Here is a 15,064-nt window from a genome sequence, read left to right on the forward strand (position 1 = left end):
CACCAGCCGACTGTGCAGATCCGCTCCGGCACCGCGCAAGATGTCCCGCTCACCGAGCAGTGCCGCGACATCGCAAGCCATGTCCGCCAAGCCCAGCGCCTGGCCACGCAATAACAAATGCGCGATACGCGGATGCGCCGGCAGCTCGGCCATGGCCTGGCCGTGACGGGTCAACGCCTCACCCTCCAAGGCACCCAGGCGGCCGAGCAGGTCCTGCGCTTGTGCATAGGCTGCAGCTGGCGGTACGTCGAGCCAAACCAGTTGCGTCGGCACCACACCCCAGCGCCCGAGTTGCAACGCCAATCCGGCAAGGTCCGCTGAAAGAATTTCCGCGCTGGCGTATGCCGCCAGCTGTTCGTGCTGATCCTGGGACCACAGGCGATAACACACACCCGGCTCCAGTCGCCCGGCCCGGCCCGCGCGTTGAGTGGCACTGGCGCGGGAGATGCGTTGAGTATCGAGGCGAGTCATGCCGCTGCCGGGATCGAAGCGCGGCACCCGTGCCAGCCCTGCATCGATCACCACGCGCACGCCGTCGATGGTCAGGCTGGTTTCGGCGATGTTGGTTGCCAGGACCACTTTGCGCTTGCCCGCAGGCGCGGGGTCAATGGCAGCGCGCTGCGCAGCCAGGTCCAGCTCACCGTGTAAAGGGCAAAGCAGTACCGGCGTGTGATCACCCAGCGCGTCGATCAACTGCTGGTGCACCCGACGGATTTCCGCCTGCCCCGGCAAGAACACCAGCACACTGCCGGTTTCATCGTTCAATGCTTCGAGAATGGTCTGCACCACCCGCGGCTCGATGAATTCACCGGGCTGGAACGGCCGCCCCCAACGCATCGCCACCGGGTACATGCGGCCTTCGCTGCGCAGGATCGGTGCGTCATCGAGCAATCCGGCCAGACGCTCGCCTTCCAGAGTTGCCGACATCAACAGGATTTTCAGCGGTTGATCATCGCGGAACAGCTCCCGGCCGTTCAGGCTCAGGGCCAATGCCAGGTCAGCGTCGAGGCTGCGTTCGTGGAATTCATCGAAGATCAGCAGGCCTACGCCTTCCAGTGCAGGATCGTCCTGCAAGCGCCGGGTCAGAATGCCTTCGGTGACCACTTCGATGCGGGTGTTGGGGCCTACCTTGCTGTCCAGCCGAATACGATAACCCACGGTTTCGCCGACCTTCTCGCCCAGCTCGCTGGCCAGACGCTCCGCCGCTGCCCGCGCCGCCAGACGACGCGGTTCAAGCATCAGAATGGTCTGCCCGGCCAGCCATGGCTCGTTGAGCAAGGCCAAGGGAACGCGAGTCGTCTTACCAGCGCCGGGCGGTGCTTCGAGCACAGCTTCGTGGCGTGTAGCCAGGGCTTCACGCAGGGCGGGTAAAACATCATCGATCGGTAAAGAAATCATGCTGGCTCCAAAACAGAGCGGCGAGTATAACGGCGAACTGCATCGCGTTTATCACGGTCCTAATTCATACCGACGACGCTTCGTTTCCAGATGACCCAAGGAGGTTTCCCATGCGTGTTCCCTTTCGCCTGATTGGCGGTGTTTTGGTGGCGACTCTGCTGACACAAGTCACCGCGTGCGGATCGATCTTCTACCCCGATCGCCGCGGGCAGATCGACGGCAAGATCGACCCGGCCATTGCTGTGCTCGATGCCGTCGGTTTGCTGTTCTATGTCATTCCCGGGCTTATCGCATTTGCCGTCGACTTCGCCACCGGCGCGATTTACTTCGAACCGGGCAAGACGGCCCAGGTGGCACCGGAAAAACTTCAGGAAGCCATCGGCGCTGACGGCAAGGTCGATAACCGCAAATTGCAGACTATTCTGGAAACCGAACTGGGCCGCAGCTTCCCGCTGGACGACCCACGCCTGATCCAGCACAAGGGCAGCACCCAGCAACTGGCCATGTTCGGTCTGCAACCTGCCGCCTAAGAACCTGTATTGAAAGGAATCGCCGGACTCATGATCTCCAGCGCAGAACACGCCCGCCTGTTGCGGCTGGCGACCCGAGCCTCGGTGGCGGTGGCGTGCACGCTGATCGTCGCCAAAGCGATTGCCTGGTGGTTGAGTGGTTCGGTGAGCATGCTCGCCGGCCTGACCGACTCGGCACTCGACGGTGTGACGTCGTTGCTCAATCTGCTGGCGGTGCATTACGCCCTGCGCCCGGCGGATGACGATCACCGTTACGGGCATGGCAAGGCTGAATCACTGGCGGGCATGGCTCAGGCGCTGTTCATTGGCGGCAGTGCGGTGCTGATCGCCCTGCAGGCGTTTGAGCGGTTAAAAAATCAGGAGCCGGTGGGAGCGCCCTGGATCAGCATCGGAGTGATTATCTTCTCTCTGGGGCTGACCCTGGCGCTGCTGATCCTTCAGCACCGGGTCGTCAAGGCGACCGGCTCCAATGCCGTGCACGCCGACTCGCTGCACTACCGCTCGGACATGCTGCTCAACGGCAGCATTCTGGTGGCACTGATACTGGCAGGATTTGGCTGGCATCAGGTGGATGCGTGGTTTGGCTTGGGCATCGCCGTCTACATACTCTGGAGCGCGATTCAGATCGCCCGGCAAAGCTTTACCGTGCTGATGGACGAAGAGCTGCCGGCGGATGTCAGCCAGCACATGCTCGAACTGGCCTGCAACGTGCCGGGCGTTCTGGGTGCGCATGACTTGCGCACGCGGGTCTCCGGCAACCAGTGGTTTGTGCAACTGCACCTGGAGTTGCCGGGGGACCTGACCCTGTCAGTCGCCCACGGCATCAGCGACCAGGCCGCCGATGCCATTCATGCCGTCTACCCCAAAGCCGAAGTGCTGGTGCACGCCGACCCGCAGGAAGTGGTGCAGGCCGCCCGGGCTCAGAACGTTACCCGGTAACCGCGACTGCTCAGGCAGTTGCCCTGGGCCTGTCGGTACGCTTGCACGGCCGACGGGTCTGGCTGATAGGTGTCGGCACGGGGATCAAAGCCGCTCTGCTCGACGGCGAATCGATAACACTCGTAGCCATCCTGATTGACCACTTCTGGTGGCTGCCCATTCGCCGGATACGCTTCCACGTCGTAACTGTTGCTGGCCGATTGCGGCAGCGGCTGGCCCGCAGGCTCGACCACGACGTAATCCTGAGTGTTCTCCTGATAGGCGTAGTACGAACCTGCCGCCAGGAACAGCAACGAACCGCCAATCCACACTTCCCGTGCGTAGTCGGGCAGGTAACTGACGCGAATGCCACGCGGTGGCTGCACCACCACATAACGCGGTCCCTGCGGGCGATACCAGTAGCCACCGGAATAAAAGTAATCCCGACCACCGTAAGGCACTCGATAATCACGGTCCGGGAAGCGGTCGATCACGTGACCTGGACGATACTGTGGTCCTGGGCCCCAACCGTTGCCGTGGCCATCCGGACGACCCGGCCAGCGATGGTCATCGGGACGTGATCCCGGACCGCCCGCCTGCCAGTGCTGGTTGTTATTGTTGCGCTGTGGAACATCCTGGTAGTAACCACGCTGCGGCTGCTGAGTCTGGCGCACGCTGTCGGGCCGGCCCTGTATCGGCAGATCATTGGCTGGCAGCTGAGGCGGCGGAGGTGGCGATCGAACCCGGCTGTTGTAGTCGGGTTGCGGACGGTTTTGCCCGTTCTGATGCTGGCCGTTCTGTTCGAATTGACGGCTGTTGTCGCCACGAATGATCTCGTTGTTTTGCGGGCGCGGTTGATTCTGCTGCGGAGCGTTCTGCCCATGCGGCTGATTATTCTGTTGAGGATTGTTCTGCGGGCGCTGCTGGTTATTGTTGCCACCATGCCCCTGATTGTTGCCCTGACGGCCGTCACCCCCGCGTTGCCCGCCATCGGGGCCGTGGTTTGGCGGGTCATCGGCCAGCGATTGCGCAGTGACACTGATACACAGCAAACCAACACCGGCCAACTGCCAGATGCGCGACTTCATGCTTTTCCTCACTGCGGGTTAGGGCTTGTACATAAGACTGGGAAAGCACAGGCCGGTTCTGCGACAGGTTATCAGTCACGCAACTTATTTATTGAGGGGCTGGCGATAAATAGCGGGCAAAAGAAAAGGGAGACCCGTCGGCCTCCCTTTGAGAACTTCGTCCGTGCTCGACGCTTTTGACGTCGGCTCACCTCACGCCGTCTTCTGGACAGTGTGTAGCTCGGGGGCCGGCACATCCCCTGTGGGGGTGGCGACCGCAGCTGGCCTGATTGGGCGAGCCGCACTGGACTGTTTGTCCGAGCAGTGATTCTGGTGATAAGAATAGGCTCGTGACGCCGGCAGAGGATTGCGAAGATTGCTGAATTAAACATCACTTGCGCAATTTTTAACCCTGGATAGATAATCCGCCGCAATAGTTATGACAAAGGCCTGACTGATGAGCAAACTCGACAGATACGACTTGAGCATTTTGGCGGAATTGCAGCGTGACGCGCGCATCTCCAATCAGGAGCTGGCCGAACGCATCGGCCTGTCGCCTTCGCCCTGTTCCCGTCGGGTCAAGCAACTGGAAGACGACGGCTACATCTCGCGCCAGGTCGCTTTGCTGGATCGCAAGATGCTGGGCCTGAGCCTGACCGCGTACGTGCTGATCGGCATGGATCGCCACACCCCTGAGCGGTTCGAAAACTTTGAAGCCGCGATTCGCACCTTGCCCCAGGTGCTTGAATGCAGCCTGGTGACCGGGATGGATGCCGACTATCAGCTGAAGGTCGTTGTGCCGGACATGGACCACTATCAGAAATTGCTGCTGGGGCATCTGACGCGGATTGAAGGCGTGACGAGCGTGCGGTCGAGTTTTGTGTTGAATCAGGTGTTGAACAGCACTGAGTTGCCGTTGACTCATCTGCGCAGCTGATTGGTGTGTGTGTTTTCTGTGGCGAGGGGATTTATCGGAATGCCGCACCACCCCGTTCCAGTGCGTAGCGCTGTTAGACAATACTGGGGTCGCTGCGCAACCCAACGGGGATAAATCCCCTCGCCACACAATGCTCCGCCAATCCCCCTGGCGTATACTCGCCCCCGCCCTTATTAGCCCCGCCCGCGCTGGAGATGTTCGATGGATCCTGCAGTATTCGAAGAGTGGATGATGACCGGCCTGGTCTCCATCCTGATCATTTTCATGGGTTTCATCGTTTGGGATCTGGCGAAAAAGTCCAAGGCCGGACGCTTCGGCTCGATGATTCTGTTCTTCGTGCTGGGCCTGGGCGTGGCTGCGTTCATCATCAAAAGCGTCGTGATCGGCCTGATTGAATCCGGCGCCTTATAAGCGCGCGGGCACTTCCTTCCACTGGCCCTGATCGAGCCCTTCGATCGTCCAGTTACCGATCCTGACCCGCACCAGCCGCAATGTCGGCAATCCGACGGCCGCGGTCATGCGCCGCACCTGGCGGTTGCGACCTTCGCGGATGACCAACTCCAGCCAACTCGTCGGCACGCTTTTACGAAAGCGTACGGGCGGGTGGCGTGGCCACAATTCTGGCTCTTCAAGTAGCCGTGCCTCGGCGGGCAAGGTCATGCCGTCGTTCAGTTCAACGCCATCGCGCAAACGCTGCAACTGCTCGGAGCTCGGCTCGCCTTCCACTTGCACCCAGTAGGTCTTGGCCAGTTTGTGTTTCGGATCGGCGATGCGTGCCTGAAGCTGTCCGTCGTTGGTCAGCAACAACAAGCCTTCACTGTCACGGTCCAGGCGTCCTGCCGGATAAATCCCGGGAACATCGATGTAATCCTTGAGCGTCGCGCGCCCTTCTGCGTCGCTGAATTGCGTCAGCACATCAAAAGGTTTGTTGAACAGAATCAGTTTCGGCTCGGCAGGCGGCGCTTTGGCAACCCGGCGAGGGGCTGAGGAGGATGGTGCAGGCTTCACGCCAGGGCGGTGTGAAACAGGACGAGGTGGACGGGGCATGGCGAAATGAACATCTAACGGTCAGGGCTGCTAATGCTAGTAGCCCGACCGTTAAATAACCATCGGCAAATCAGCGGAACGGCGGCTCGTCGAAGCTACGCAGTTTGCGTGAGTGCAGCGAGTTGAGTTCGGTGCGCAACAAATCCACCGCCTCGATGCCGATCTTCAAGTGCTGACTGACCGCGCGCTCGTAGAAAGCGTTGGCCGATCCCGGCAACTTGATTTCGCTGTGCAGCGGTTTGTCCGAGACGCACAGCAACGTGCCATAGGGCACCCGCAAACGATAACCCTGGGCGGCGATGGTGCCGCTTTCCATGTCTACCGCCACGGCGCGAGACAGGTTGATCAGCGGACGCTCCTGAGCCCAGCGCAGTTCCCAGTTACGGTCGTCGTAGGTCAACACGGTGCCGGTGCGCAGACGCTTCTTCAGCTCGTCGCCCTTCTCACCGGTGATGTTCGCCGCCGCTTGCTGCAGGGCCATCTGCACTTCGGCGAGGGCGGGAATCGGGATGTTGGGCGGCACGACCCGGTCAAGAATCCCGTCGCGACGCATATAGGCGTGAGCCAGGACGTAGTCGCCGATGGTCTGGGACTGACGCAAGCCGCCGCAGTGGCCGATCATCAACCAGCAATGCGGGCGCAGTACGGCCAGGTGATCGGTGATGTTCTTGGCGTTGGACGGGCCGACGCCGATGTTCACCAGCGTCACGCCATGGCCATCGCTGGCGATCAGGTGATAGGCCGGCATCTGGTAACGATGCCAGACAACGCCTGCGGCAATCGCCGAGGCTTCGCCGTGGTCCATGCTCTTTTCGATGATCACATTGCCCGGCAGGACCATTCGTACGAAGCGCGGGTCACTGCGCAACTGTTCCAGGCCATGGACGATGAACTGGTCGACATAACGGTGGTAGTTGGTCAGTAGAATCCACGGCTGCACATGACGCCAGTCGCTGCCGGTGTAATGCACCAGACGACGCAGGGAGAAATCCACCCGTGCCGCATCGAACAGCGCCAGGGGCAACGGATCGGTGTTTTCCCAATCGTACAAACCATCGGCAATACCGTCGGTAGCGGCGGACAGGTCGGTACTCGGGAACACGCGCGCCAGCACGGCGGCGGTTACGCCGGAACCGGCCAGCTCATCGCCCTGCTCGACGACGTATGGATACGGAATGTTCTGCTGACTGACGCCGACTTCCACGGTCACGGTAAAGTCGTGCATCAGGGGAACGAGCTGTTCCAGCAAGTACTTACGGAAGGCGGCCGGATGAGTCACGGTGACGCTGTAGGTACCTGGCAGTTGAACCTTGGCGTAGGCGCGAGTGGTTTGCGGGACTTCGCCCTGGCAGTGATAGGTCAGGCGCAGCTCAGGATAACGAAACATCGCACGCTGTTCGGCATCCGGCTCGACACGATCCTTGAGGTAACGCTTGAGCGCCTGGTTCAGCGCGGTGGTTGCACGATTGTGCAAGAGCGCAAGCCGGTCCACGGCTTGCTCGGCGGTTTGAACGACAATAAAAGCTTCGGTCACGATCAGCATCCTGTGTTCTGACTTGCAGAGCTTCATCTTGCCTGTATCGGTGCTTCACGGGAACAGTGGCCTCAACACAAATGCCAAGTCCAGCGCAGATCCATTGTGGGAGTGAGCCTGCTCGCGATAGCGGCGTGTCAGCCAACAATTGTGTTGACTGACACACCGCTATCGCGAGCAGGCTCACTCCTACAATAGGTTTTTGGTGGTCAGAACCTTTGCGGAGTCGAACGCGCCACAATCGCTTCCACATCCAGACCCCGTGGTAACGCACCGTACACCCGCCCCGCCGAACCCAGCCGGCTGGCGATGAATGCGTCACTGACCGCGGCATTGCCGGCCTCCAGCAACAGCTTGGCCTGCAACCCCAACGCAATGTCCTCGGTGAGCTGCCGCGCACGGTATTGAATGTCGCCGGTGTCCTTGAACGCCGCCTGCAATTGGTTGATGTGCGCGGCCAGACGCTTGTCGCCATGGCCGTCACCCAACTCGCTGAACAGCACATCAAGCACGCCCGGCTCTTTCGACAAGGCGCGCAGCACATCGAGGCATTGCACGTTGCCGGAGCCTTCCCACGTCGAATTCACGGGCGCCTCACGGTACAGCCGCGGCAGGATGCTTTCCTCGACATAACCCGCGCCGCCCATGCATTCGGCCGCTTCGTTGATCATCGCCGGCGCGCGTTTGCAGATCCAGTACTTGCCCACCGCGGTCACCAGTCGGGCGAATTTCGCTTCATGGCCGTCGTCCAGATGGTCCAGCGCGCGCCCCATGCGCAGACTCAAGGCCAGGGCCGCTTCGCTTTCCAGGGCCAGGTCGGCCAGGACGTTCTGCATCAAGGGCTGCTCGCTGAGCAGTTTGCCACCGACACTGCGGTGAGCGCAGTGATGGCTGGCCTGGGTCAGGGCCTGACGCATCAGCGAGCTGGAACCGACCATGCAATCGAAACGGGTCATGGCGACCATTTCGATAATGGTCGGCACGCCGCGCCCCTCTTCGCCGACCATCCAGGCCAGCGCTCCCCGAAACTCCACTTCGCTGGACGCGTTGGAACAATTGCCGAGCTTGTTCTTCAGGCGCTGTATGTAGAACTGGTTTCGCGTGTCGTCCGGACGATGCCGTGGCAGCAGAAAGCAAGTCAGTCCCTTGTCGGTCTGGGCCAGCGTCAGGAATGCATCACACATGGGCGCCGAGCAGAACCACTTGTGCCCCACCAGTTCATAGGCCTGGCCCGGACCGCTCGCGCCGACCGGATAAGCCTTGGTGGTGTTCGCCCGAACATCCGTGCCGCCCTGCTTCTCGGTCATGGCCATGCCAATGGTGACACCCGCCTTGTGGGCCATGCCGACGTTGCGCGGGTCATATTCGGTGGCGAGGATTTTAGGCAGCCATTGATCCGCCAGGTCCGGCTGCAGACGCATCGCCGGAACGCTGGCGAAGGTCATGGTGAGCGGGCAACCGCTGCCGGCTTCGGCCTGGCTGTGCAGATAGGTCATCGACGCGCGAGCAACATGGGCACCGGCCTGTGGATGCGCCCAAGGCAATGAGGTCAATCCGTGTTCGACTGCTGTGCGCATCAACTCGTGATAGGCCGGGTGAAACTCCACCAGGTCGATGCGATGGCCGTAACGGTCATGACTGACAAACACCGGTTTGTTCTGATTGGCCAGAAACCCTGCTTCCATCAGCGGCCCGCCGGCCAATGCGCCATACGCGTCGATTCGCGACTCGGCCCAACCCGCGCCAAACCGCCGCGACCACTCCTGCAACGTCAGGTCGATGCGGTACAGGTTGGTACCGTCCAGCGACGGGGGCTGGTTGGTGACTTCGTGGGTTTCGGCGAACTGATGCAAGTTCATGACGGGGCTCCTTTGGGTCAGCCAAGGGGTTTAGTTAAGCACCGCCCCATGGCCGATCAAAGTGTCATATCCGCCTAACTGCCGGCGCTTTCGCCTTGTTGCGGACTGAGCACACGACGATAGAGGGCTGCTTGCAACACCTCGAATTTCACCGGCTTGCTCAGATAATCGATCAAATCGCCAGCTGGGCAGCGCTCCCGATCATTGCTCAGCGCCAGCATGAAGACGGGCAATTGCGCACAGCCTGGCAAGGCCCGAATCTGGCAGCAGACAGAGATACCGTCAGAGGCAGGTAACTGACAATCCAGCAGCACCGCATCAAAAGTTTCACGCTGCAGGTAATCGATCGCTGCAGCTTCATTGTCGGCGGTACGCACCTGGAACCCGAGTTTGAGCAACATGCCGCGCATCACCAGCTGGTTGATGCTGTTGTCATCCACCACCAACACCGTGCAATCGCGAGGCAAACGCAGGCGTGGGAAATGACGGTCCTGCATTGGCGGCTCTATTTCCGGCAGTTCGAACTCGACGTCGAGCTGGAAGCGACTTCCGCGCCCTGGTTCGGAACGATGAGTGAGCCGTCCACCGAGCAATTCGACCAGTTGCCGACAGATCGCCAGCCCCACACCCAGACCGCCGTGTTCGCGCGTCATCGAGCCGTCGAGCTGGAAAAACCGCTGGTACATCGTTGCTTCGCCCAAATCGGTGAAGCCGATGCCGGTATCGATCACGGCGAACGAGAGCGCCAATCGACCCGGCTCTGCAGGTTTGCCTGTCACTCGCAGTGCCAGCCCGCCAATCCGGGTGAATTTGATCGCGTTGTCCAGCAGGCATTCCAGGCATTGGGTCAATTTGGCGCTGTCGCCGTGCAACCGGTCTGGCAATCCGGTTGCGATATCCACTTTGAAATCCAGAGACTTGCTCAACGCGTTGCCTTCGAACTGCACGCGCAGGGCTTCAACCACGCTGCGCAGGCTGAATGACGACGCAGTGGCCTTCAGTTTGCCGGCCTGCAATTCAGTCAGGGTAAGGATGCCGTTGACCATGCGCATCATGTCGCGCGCAGACCCGGCGGCTGTCTGCTGATACTGCGCCAGCTCCTGATCCATCTCGACGGTCTGCATCAACTCCAGCGAACCGATGACACCATTCATTGGCGTGCGCAGTTCATGGGTCAGGGTGGCGAGGAATTCATCCTTGAGCTGGTTGCTGTGCGCCAGTTGCTGGTTCAGTACTTCGAGCTTTTGACCGGCATCGAACAGGGTCTGTGCCTGCTGCTCGCGCATGGAATTGATGCGGTCAGCCAGGGCCAGGGACAGCAACGCCACTTCGATCGCCGAACCGATCTGGCTGGAATACATGGTCAGGAAAACATTCGGCAGGTAACCCAGCACCATCAAGGTGTTGATGATGCCGCCGAGCAAAAAAGCCGACCAGGCGATGATGAAATAACGCGCGACGCGCAGTCCGCGGACCCAGGCGAAAATACCGGCTGCGAAAATCACCACGGTGAAGGTCAGCGCCAGCGCCGTCGCCAACCGCAGGGCCAGGGCGTAACTGGTCATCAATGAGAGCCCGACCACCACCGCCCCAAACGTCACCAGTGCCAACAGCAAGCGGTCGAGCCAGCGACTGTGCACCGCCGTCTGCAGGAAGCTGCGGGCGAACTGACTGCCAAACAGACCGGCACATCCAATGAAGAACGGTGTCGAAGCGTTGGCCCACCAGGGGTTGTTCGGCCAGAAGTACTGTACCGCCGCACCGTTCACCGACAGCTGATACAGGCCGAACGAGGCGATGTAGAAAATGTAATAGAGGTAGCTGGTGTCGCGCACGCTGAGATAGATGAACAGGTTGTAGACCAGCATCCCGAGCAATACGCCATAGATCAGCCCAAGTACATAAAGGCGCAGAGGCTGTTCTTCGAGGAACGCGGTGCTCGACCACAACGTGACAGGGGCCTGAATGGAGCCTTCACTTTGCAGACGCAGGTACAGGGTTTGCACTTGGTCCGGGGTGAAGTTCAGATCAAACAAATAGTTGTTCTGGCGAATTTCGCGACTGTCGAACGGTAATGCGTCACCCGTCTGTCGGGCCAACTGGTAGGTGCCGGCAGCATCGGGCAAGTACAGATCAAGGTGATCGAGGGGCGGATAGGCCAATTCGAGTAACCAGGTCCGTTGCGCAGCCGGATCATGCGGCCGGTAATGCAGGTCGATTTTGAGCCAGAACACCGAACGCGAATAACCGGCGTTCAAGGTGTCTTTATCGTGGGGTTTGAAGTTTCCGGCCGCCGCTTGCGCACGTACGTCGGCAATGGTCGCCTGACCACTCGGGTCTTCGAACACTTGCAAGGCGCGACCCAATGGCAGGCTTTGGGTGGACTCGTCGAACTCGACTGCGCTCGCCAAAAGGGGCAAGCAAAGCAGCAACATCAGCAAATAGCGCATTTAAGCCCCAGCGTGGCCGCTCCGGTTATCCAAGGAAGCCCCTCATTCCTTTTGAGTAGACGTAAAACCGGTATTACCTGTTATTGGTTTGGATCCACTCTAGCATGGCGTTGATGGCCTTTGAACACCATTGTAAAAATTCGTACAACGGCTCTAGCACGGGCGTTTCAGCGAAAAACATCGAAAAATAACTGTTTGCCAGGCTATACGCCCTGGCCCCCTGTAGCAGCTGGCGAAGCCTGCGTTCGACTGCGCAGCAGTCGCAATACCGCCCTCCACAGTGTTTCGGTTAGATCGCGGGTGACGTATAGGCGACTGCTACGCAGTCGAACGCAGGCTTCGCCAGCTGCCACAGGACGGTGGTTGACGCAGGTGTCGTCTTGAGCCAAATGGACCTTCATGACTGATGGGTCGACTGGTGGTAAGCTCGCGCACCATGAATATCTACAGCTCTCGCCCCGTTGTCCTCTGTCTCTCCGGCCACGACCCCAGTGGTGGCGCCGGCTTGCAGGCAGATATCGAAGCCTTGCTCGCGCAGGGTTGTCATGCGGCTCCGGCCGTCACCGCCCTGACCGTGCAAAACACGGTCAACGTCACTGACTTCCGCGTCCTCGACCGCGAATGGGTGTTGGCCCAGGCCAATGCCGTGCTCGACGATTCCGAAGTCGCCGCCGTCAAACTGGGCATGCTCGGTTCTCTGGAAATGGTCGACACCGTCGTCGAACTGCTTCAGGCGCACCCGCATTTGCCGATGGTCTGTGACCCGGTGCTGCGCGCAGGTGGCGGAGGACGACTTGGCAAGGATGAAGTCGGTTACGCCATGCGCGAGCGCTTGCTGCCGCTGGCAATCATTGCCACCCCTAACCTTCCCGAAGCCCGCATCCTCGCCGAACTGCCGGAAGGCACCGCGGACGAGTGCGCTGAAAAACTCCTGCCGTTCGTCAAACACCTGTTGATCACTGGCGGTCACGGCGATGAACAGGACATCCACAACCGTCTATACAGCCGCGACGGGCTTCGCAAGACGTTTACCTGCCAGCGCCTGCCCGGTAGCTACCACGGTTCGGGCTGCACATTGGCGAGCACACTGGCCGGTCGTCTGGCCCTGGGTGAAAACCTCGTCAGCGCTGTGCAGACCGCGCTTAACTACACGTGGCGCACCCTGCGCGATGCAGAGCAGTTGGGTAAAGGGCAGTTCGTACCGCGGCGTCTACCGCTGGATTTCTGCTCGTAACTTCCTATTGGTTAGTAATGCGGTGAGGCTTGTCCGATGAAATTACGTGGCCTTTACGCCATTACCGACAGCCAGTTGCTGGCCGGGAAATTCCTGTCGTATGTGGAGGCGGCGCTGGAAGGCGGTCTCACCCTGCTGCAGTACCGCGACAAGAGCAGCGACGAGGCCCGCCGTCTGCGTGAGGCCGAAGCCCTGCGCGACCTGTGCGATCGCTACAAGACCCGGCTGATCATCAATGACGATGCCGAATTGGCTGCGCGCCTGAACGTCGGCGTCCACCTGGGACAGACCGACGGCCCACTGACCCCGGCCCGCGCCCTGCTGGGTCGTTCGGCGATCATTGGTTCGACGTGTCATGCCCAACTCGATCTTGCCGAACAAGCGGCCAAGGAAGGCGCCAGTTACGTCGCCTTCGGCCGCTTTTTCAACTCCAGTACCAAACCCGGCGCGCCGGCGTGCGATCTCGAACTGCTCGACCAGGCCCGCAGCAAACTGCACCTGCCGATCTGCGTCATCGGCGGTATCACCCTGGAAAACGCCGCGCCATTGGTTGCCCACGGGGCCGATCTGCTGGCGGTCGTTCACGGTCTGTTTGGTGCCGAGAATACGGCGCAAGTGACCCGCCGCGCCCGCGCCTTTAACGAATTGTTCAAATCCTGATTTTTGAGAGCCCGATCATGTCTCGTTCCGAAACCCTGTTTGCCAACGCCCAGAAACACATTCCCGGCGGCGTGAATTCGCCTGTTCGCGCGTTCAAGAGCGTGGGTGGCACGCCACTGTTTTTCAAACACGCTGAAGGCGCCTACGTCACTGACGAAGACGACAAGCGTTATGTGGATTACGTCGGTTCCTGGGGCCCGATGATTCTCGGCCACAGCCACCCTGACGTGCTGGACGCCGTGCGCAAGCAACTTGAACACGGGCTTTCCTACGGCGCACCGACCGAAATGGAAACCCAGATGGCTGATCTGGTGTGCTCGCTCGTGCCGTCGATGGAAATGGTGCGCATGGTCAGCTCCGGCACCGAAGCGACCATGAGCGCCATTCGCCTCGCCCGTGGTTTCACCGGTCGCGACAGCATCATCAAATTTGAAGGCTGCTATCACGGCCACTCCGACAGCTTGCTGGTAAAAGCCGGCTCCGGTGCGCTGACCCAAGGTGTGCCGAGCTCGGCCGGTGTGCCGGCAGCATTTGCCAAACACACACTCACCCTGCCGTTCAACGACATCGAAGCGGTCGAAACGATGCTCGCCGACGTCGGCCAGGACGTAGCGTGCATCATCGTCGAGCCGGTTGCCGGCAACATGAACTGCGTGCCTCCGGCCCCCGGTTTCCTCGAAGGCCTGCGCACATTGTGCGACAAGCACGGTGTGGTGCTGATTTTTGACGAAGTGATGACCGGTTTCCGCGTGGCCCTCGGCGGCGCGCAGGCGCACTACGGTGTCACGCCGGACCTGACGACCTTCGGCAAGATCATCGGCGGCGGCATGCCGGTGGGCTGCTTTGGCGGCAAGCGTGAAATCATGTCGCACATCGCACCGCTGGGCCCTGTGTATCAGGCCGGCACATTGTCGGGTAACCCGCTGGCGATGGCGGCCGGTTTGACCACCCTGCGCCTGATCAGCCGCCCTGGTTTCCACGCAGAATTGACTGACTACACCAGCCGTCTGCTCGATGGTCTGCAACAGCGCGCCGATGCAGCAGGCATTCCGTTCGTGACGACCCAGGCAGGTGGCATGTTTGGTCTGTACTTCAGCGGTGCCGACGACATCGTGACCTTCGATGATGTGATGTCCAGCGACGCGAAACTGTTCGGACGCTTCTTCCATCTGATGCTGGAAGGTGGTGTGTACCTGGCGCCGAGTGCATTCGAAGCCGGCTTCACCTCGATCGCTCATGGCGAAGCCGAGTTGAAACTGACGCTGGATGCCGCCGAACGCGCATTCGCTGCATTGAAATAACGCAGTGCCGCTGACGTTGGCGAGTGCCAGCGTCAGCTTTCACCTACATCCGTGCCCATTTTCCTACTCATCTGCCAGGAATCACCCATAAAGTGGGCGATATATTCCCCGTGCAGCAGAAAAACGAGT

13 protein-coding genes are annotated in these 15,064 nt (G+C 60.5%); 7 read left to right on the plus strand and 6 right to left on the minus strand.

The genetic code is table 11. The features are described from left to right. A partial coding sequence (hrpB, locus tag GBC55_RS23350; RefSeq protein WP_247266983.1) for an ATP-dependent helicase HrpB occupies positions 1-1,398 on the minus strand: 1,398 nt, incomplete at its 3' end. Between the two features lie 110 nt (positions 1,399-1,508). On the opposite strand from hrpB, the gene GBC55_RS23355 reads away from it, so the two are divergent. Continuing rightward, on the plus strand, positions 1,509-1,928 hold the full coding sequence (locus GBC55_RS23355; RefSeq protein WP_162439954.1) for a polyribonucleotide nucleotidyltransferase: 420 nt from the start codon (positions 1,509-1,511) through the stop codon (positions 1,926-1,928). A gap of 30 nt (positions 1,929-1,958) precedes the next feature. Then, the gene (locus GBC55_RS23360; protein WP_162439953.1) at positions 1,959-2,867 is read left to right on the plus strand and encodes a cation diffusion facilitator family transporter; all 909 of its coding nucleotides are present in this window, start codon (positions 1,959-1,961) and stop codon (positions 2,865-2,867) included. On the opposite strand, the gene GBC55_RS23365 is transcribed toward GBC55_RS23360, so the two are convergent. After that, the gene (locus tag GBC55_RS23365; protein WP_162439952.1) at positions 2,849-3,934 is read right to left on the minus strand and encodes a DUF6515 family protein; all 1,086 of its coding nucleotides are present in this window, start codon (positions 3,932-3,934) and stop codon (positions 2,849-2,851) included. The two genes, GBC55_RS23360 and GBC55_RS23365, sit on opposite strands and share 19 nt — an antisense overlap. 436 nt (positions 3,935-4,370) lie before the next feature. Between GBC55_RS23365 and GBC55_RS23370 the strand changes: the two genes are divergently transcribed. Next, a complete protein-coding gene (locus GBC55_RS23370; protein ID WP_007937367.1) occupies positions 4,371-4,850 on the plus strand; it encodes an Lrp/AsnC family transcriptional regulator in 480 nt (159 codons plus the stop codon). A 201-nt stretch (positions 4,851-5,051) separates the two neighbouring features. Further along, complete coding sequence (locus GBC55_RS23375; protein WP_026077819.1) at positions 5,052-5,261, plus strand: DUF2788 domain-containing protein; 210 nt, start codon at positions 5,052-5,054, stop codon at positions 5,259-5,261. Here the strand turns inward: GBC55_RS23375 and GBC55_RS23380 are convergent. The 4 genes from GBC55_RS23380 to GBC55_RS23395 all read right to left on the minus strand — a co-directional run bounded on the left by GBC55_RS23380 (position 5,256) and on the right by GBC55_RS23395 (position 11,740). Then, the gene (locus GBC55_RS23380; protein ID WP_162439951.1) at positions 5,256-5,897 is read right to left on the minus strand and encodes a pseudouridine synthase; all 642 of its coding nucleotides are present in this window, start codon (positions 5,895-5,897) and stop codon (positions 5,256-5,258) included. The two genes, GBC55_RS23375 and GBC55_RS23380, sit on opposite strands and share 6 nt — an antisense overlap. Before the next feature lie 70 nt (positions 5,898-5,967). Beyond that, on the minus strand, positions 5,968-7,467 hold the full coding sequence (gene amn / locus GBC55_RS23385; protein ID WP_178114332.1) for an AMP nucleosidase: 1,500 nt from the start codon (positions 7,465-7,467) through the stop codon (positions 5,968-5,970). A 173-nt stretch (positions 7,468-7,640) separates the two neighbouring features. Then, complete coding sequence (locus GBC55_RS23390; RefSeq protein WP_162439949.1) at positions 7,641-9,290, minus strand: acyl-CoA dehydrogenase family protein; 1,650 nt, start codon at positions 9,288-9,290, stop codon at positions 7,641-7,643. Between the two features lie 74 nt (positions 9,291-9,364). Then, a complete protein-coding gene (locus GBC55_RS23395; protein ID WP_162439948.1) occupies positions 9,365-11,740 on the minus strand; it encodes a hybrid sensor histidine kinase/response regulator in 2,376 nt (791 codons plus the stop codon). Positions 11,741-12,176: 436 nt separating this feature from the next. Here GBC55_RS23395 and GBC55_RS23400 point away from each other — a divergent pair, with 436 nt between their 5' ends. From GBC55_RS23400 to hemL, 3 genes are read left to right on the plus strand one after another with little or no spacing between them, the layout of a single operon-like run. Beyond that, the gene (locus GBC55_RS23400; RefSeq protein ID WP_162439947.1) at positions 12,177-12,974 is read left to right on the plus strand and encodes a hydroxymethylpyrimidine/phosphomethylpyrimidine kinase; all 798 of its coding nucleotides are present in this window, start codon (positions 12,177-12,179) and stop codon (positions 12,972-12,974) included. A 36-nt stretch (positions 12,975-13,010) separates the two neighbouring features. Then, positions 13,011-13,634 carry a thiamine phosphate synthase gene (gene thiE, locus GBC55_RS23405; protein WP_162439946.1) on the plus strand — a complete coding sequence of 208 codons (624 nt, stop codon included), beginning with the start codon at positions 13,011-13,013 and terminating at the stop codon, positions 13,632-13,634. A 17-nt stretch (positions 13,635-13,651) separates the two neighbouring features. Then, complete coding sequence (gene hemL, locus GBC55_RS23410; protein ID WP_162439945.1) at positions 13,652-14,935, plus strand: glutamate-1-semialdehyde 2,1-aminomutase; 1,284 nt, start codon at positions 13,652-13,654, stop codon at positions 14,933-14,935. The last annotated feature ends 129 nt before the right edge of the window (positions 14,936-15,064 follow it).

The sequence above is a fragment of the Pseudomonas sp. TNT3 genome, assembly GCF_010095445.2.
Lineage (GTDB): Bacteria > Pseudomonadota > Gammaproteobacteria > Pseudomonadales > Pseudomonadaceae > Aquipseudomonas.

Coding starts and splice junctions, on each gene's coding strand:
- GBC55_RS23355 (WP_162439954.1), top strand. CDS start 1,509: ATGCGTGTTCCCTTTCGCCTGATTGGCGGTGTTTTGGTGGCGACTCTG.
- GBC55_RS23360 (WP_162439953.1), top strand. CDS start 1,959: ATGATCTCCAGCGCAGAACACGCCCGCCTGTTGCGGCTGGCGACCCGA.
- GBC55_RS23365 (WP_162439952.1), bottom strand. CDS start 3,934: ATGAAGTCGCGCATCTGGCAGTTGGCCGGTGTTGGTTTGCTGTGTATC.
- GBC55_RS23370 (WP_007937367.1), top strand. CDS start 4,371: ATGAGCAAACTCGACAGATACGACTTGAGCATTTTGGCGGAATTGCAG.
- GBC55_RS23375 (WP_026077819.1), top strand. CDS start 5,052: ATGGATCCTGCAGTATTCGAAGAGTGGATGATGACCGGCCTGGTCTCC.
- GBC55_RS23380 (WP_162439951.1), bottom strand. CDS start 5,897: ATGCCCCGTCCACCTCGTCCTGTTTCACACCGCCCTGGCGTGAAGCCT.
- amn (WP_178114332.1), bottom strand. CDS start 7,467: ATGAAGCTCTGCAAGTCAGAACACAGGATGCTGATCGTGACCGAAGCT.
- GBC55_RS23390 (WP_162439949.1), bottom strand. CDS start 9,290: ATGAACTTGCATCAGTTCGCCGAAACCCACGAAGTCACCAACCAGCCC.
- GBC55_RS23395 (WP_162439948.1), bottom strand. CDS start 11,740: ATGCGCTATTTGCTGATGTTGCTGCTTTGCTTGCCCCTTTTGGCGAGC.
- GBC55_RS23400 (WP_162439947.1), top strand. CDS start 12,177: ATGAATATCTACAGCTCTCGCCCCGTTGTCCTCTGTCTCTCCGGCCAC.
- thiE (WP_162439946.1), top strand. CDS start 13,011: ATGAAATTACGTGGCCTTTACGCCATTACCGACAGCCAGTTGCTGGCC.
- hemL (WP_162439945.1), top strand. CDS start 13,652: ATGTCTCGTTCCGAAACCCTGTTTGCCAACGCCCAGAAACACATTCCC.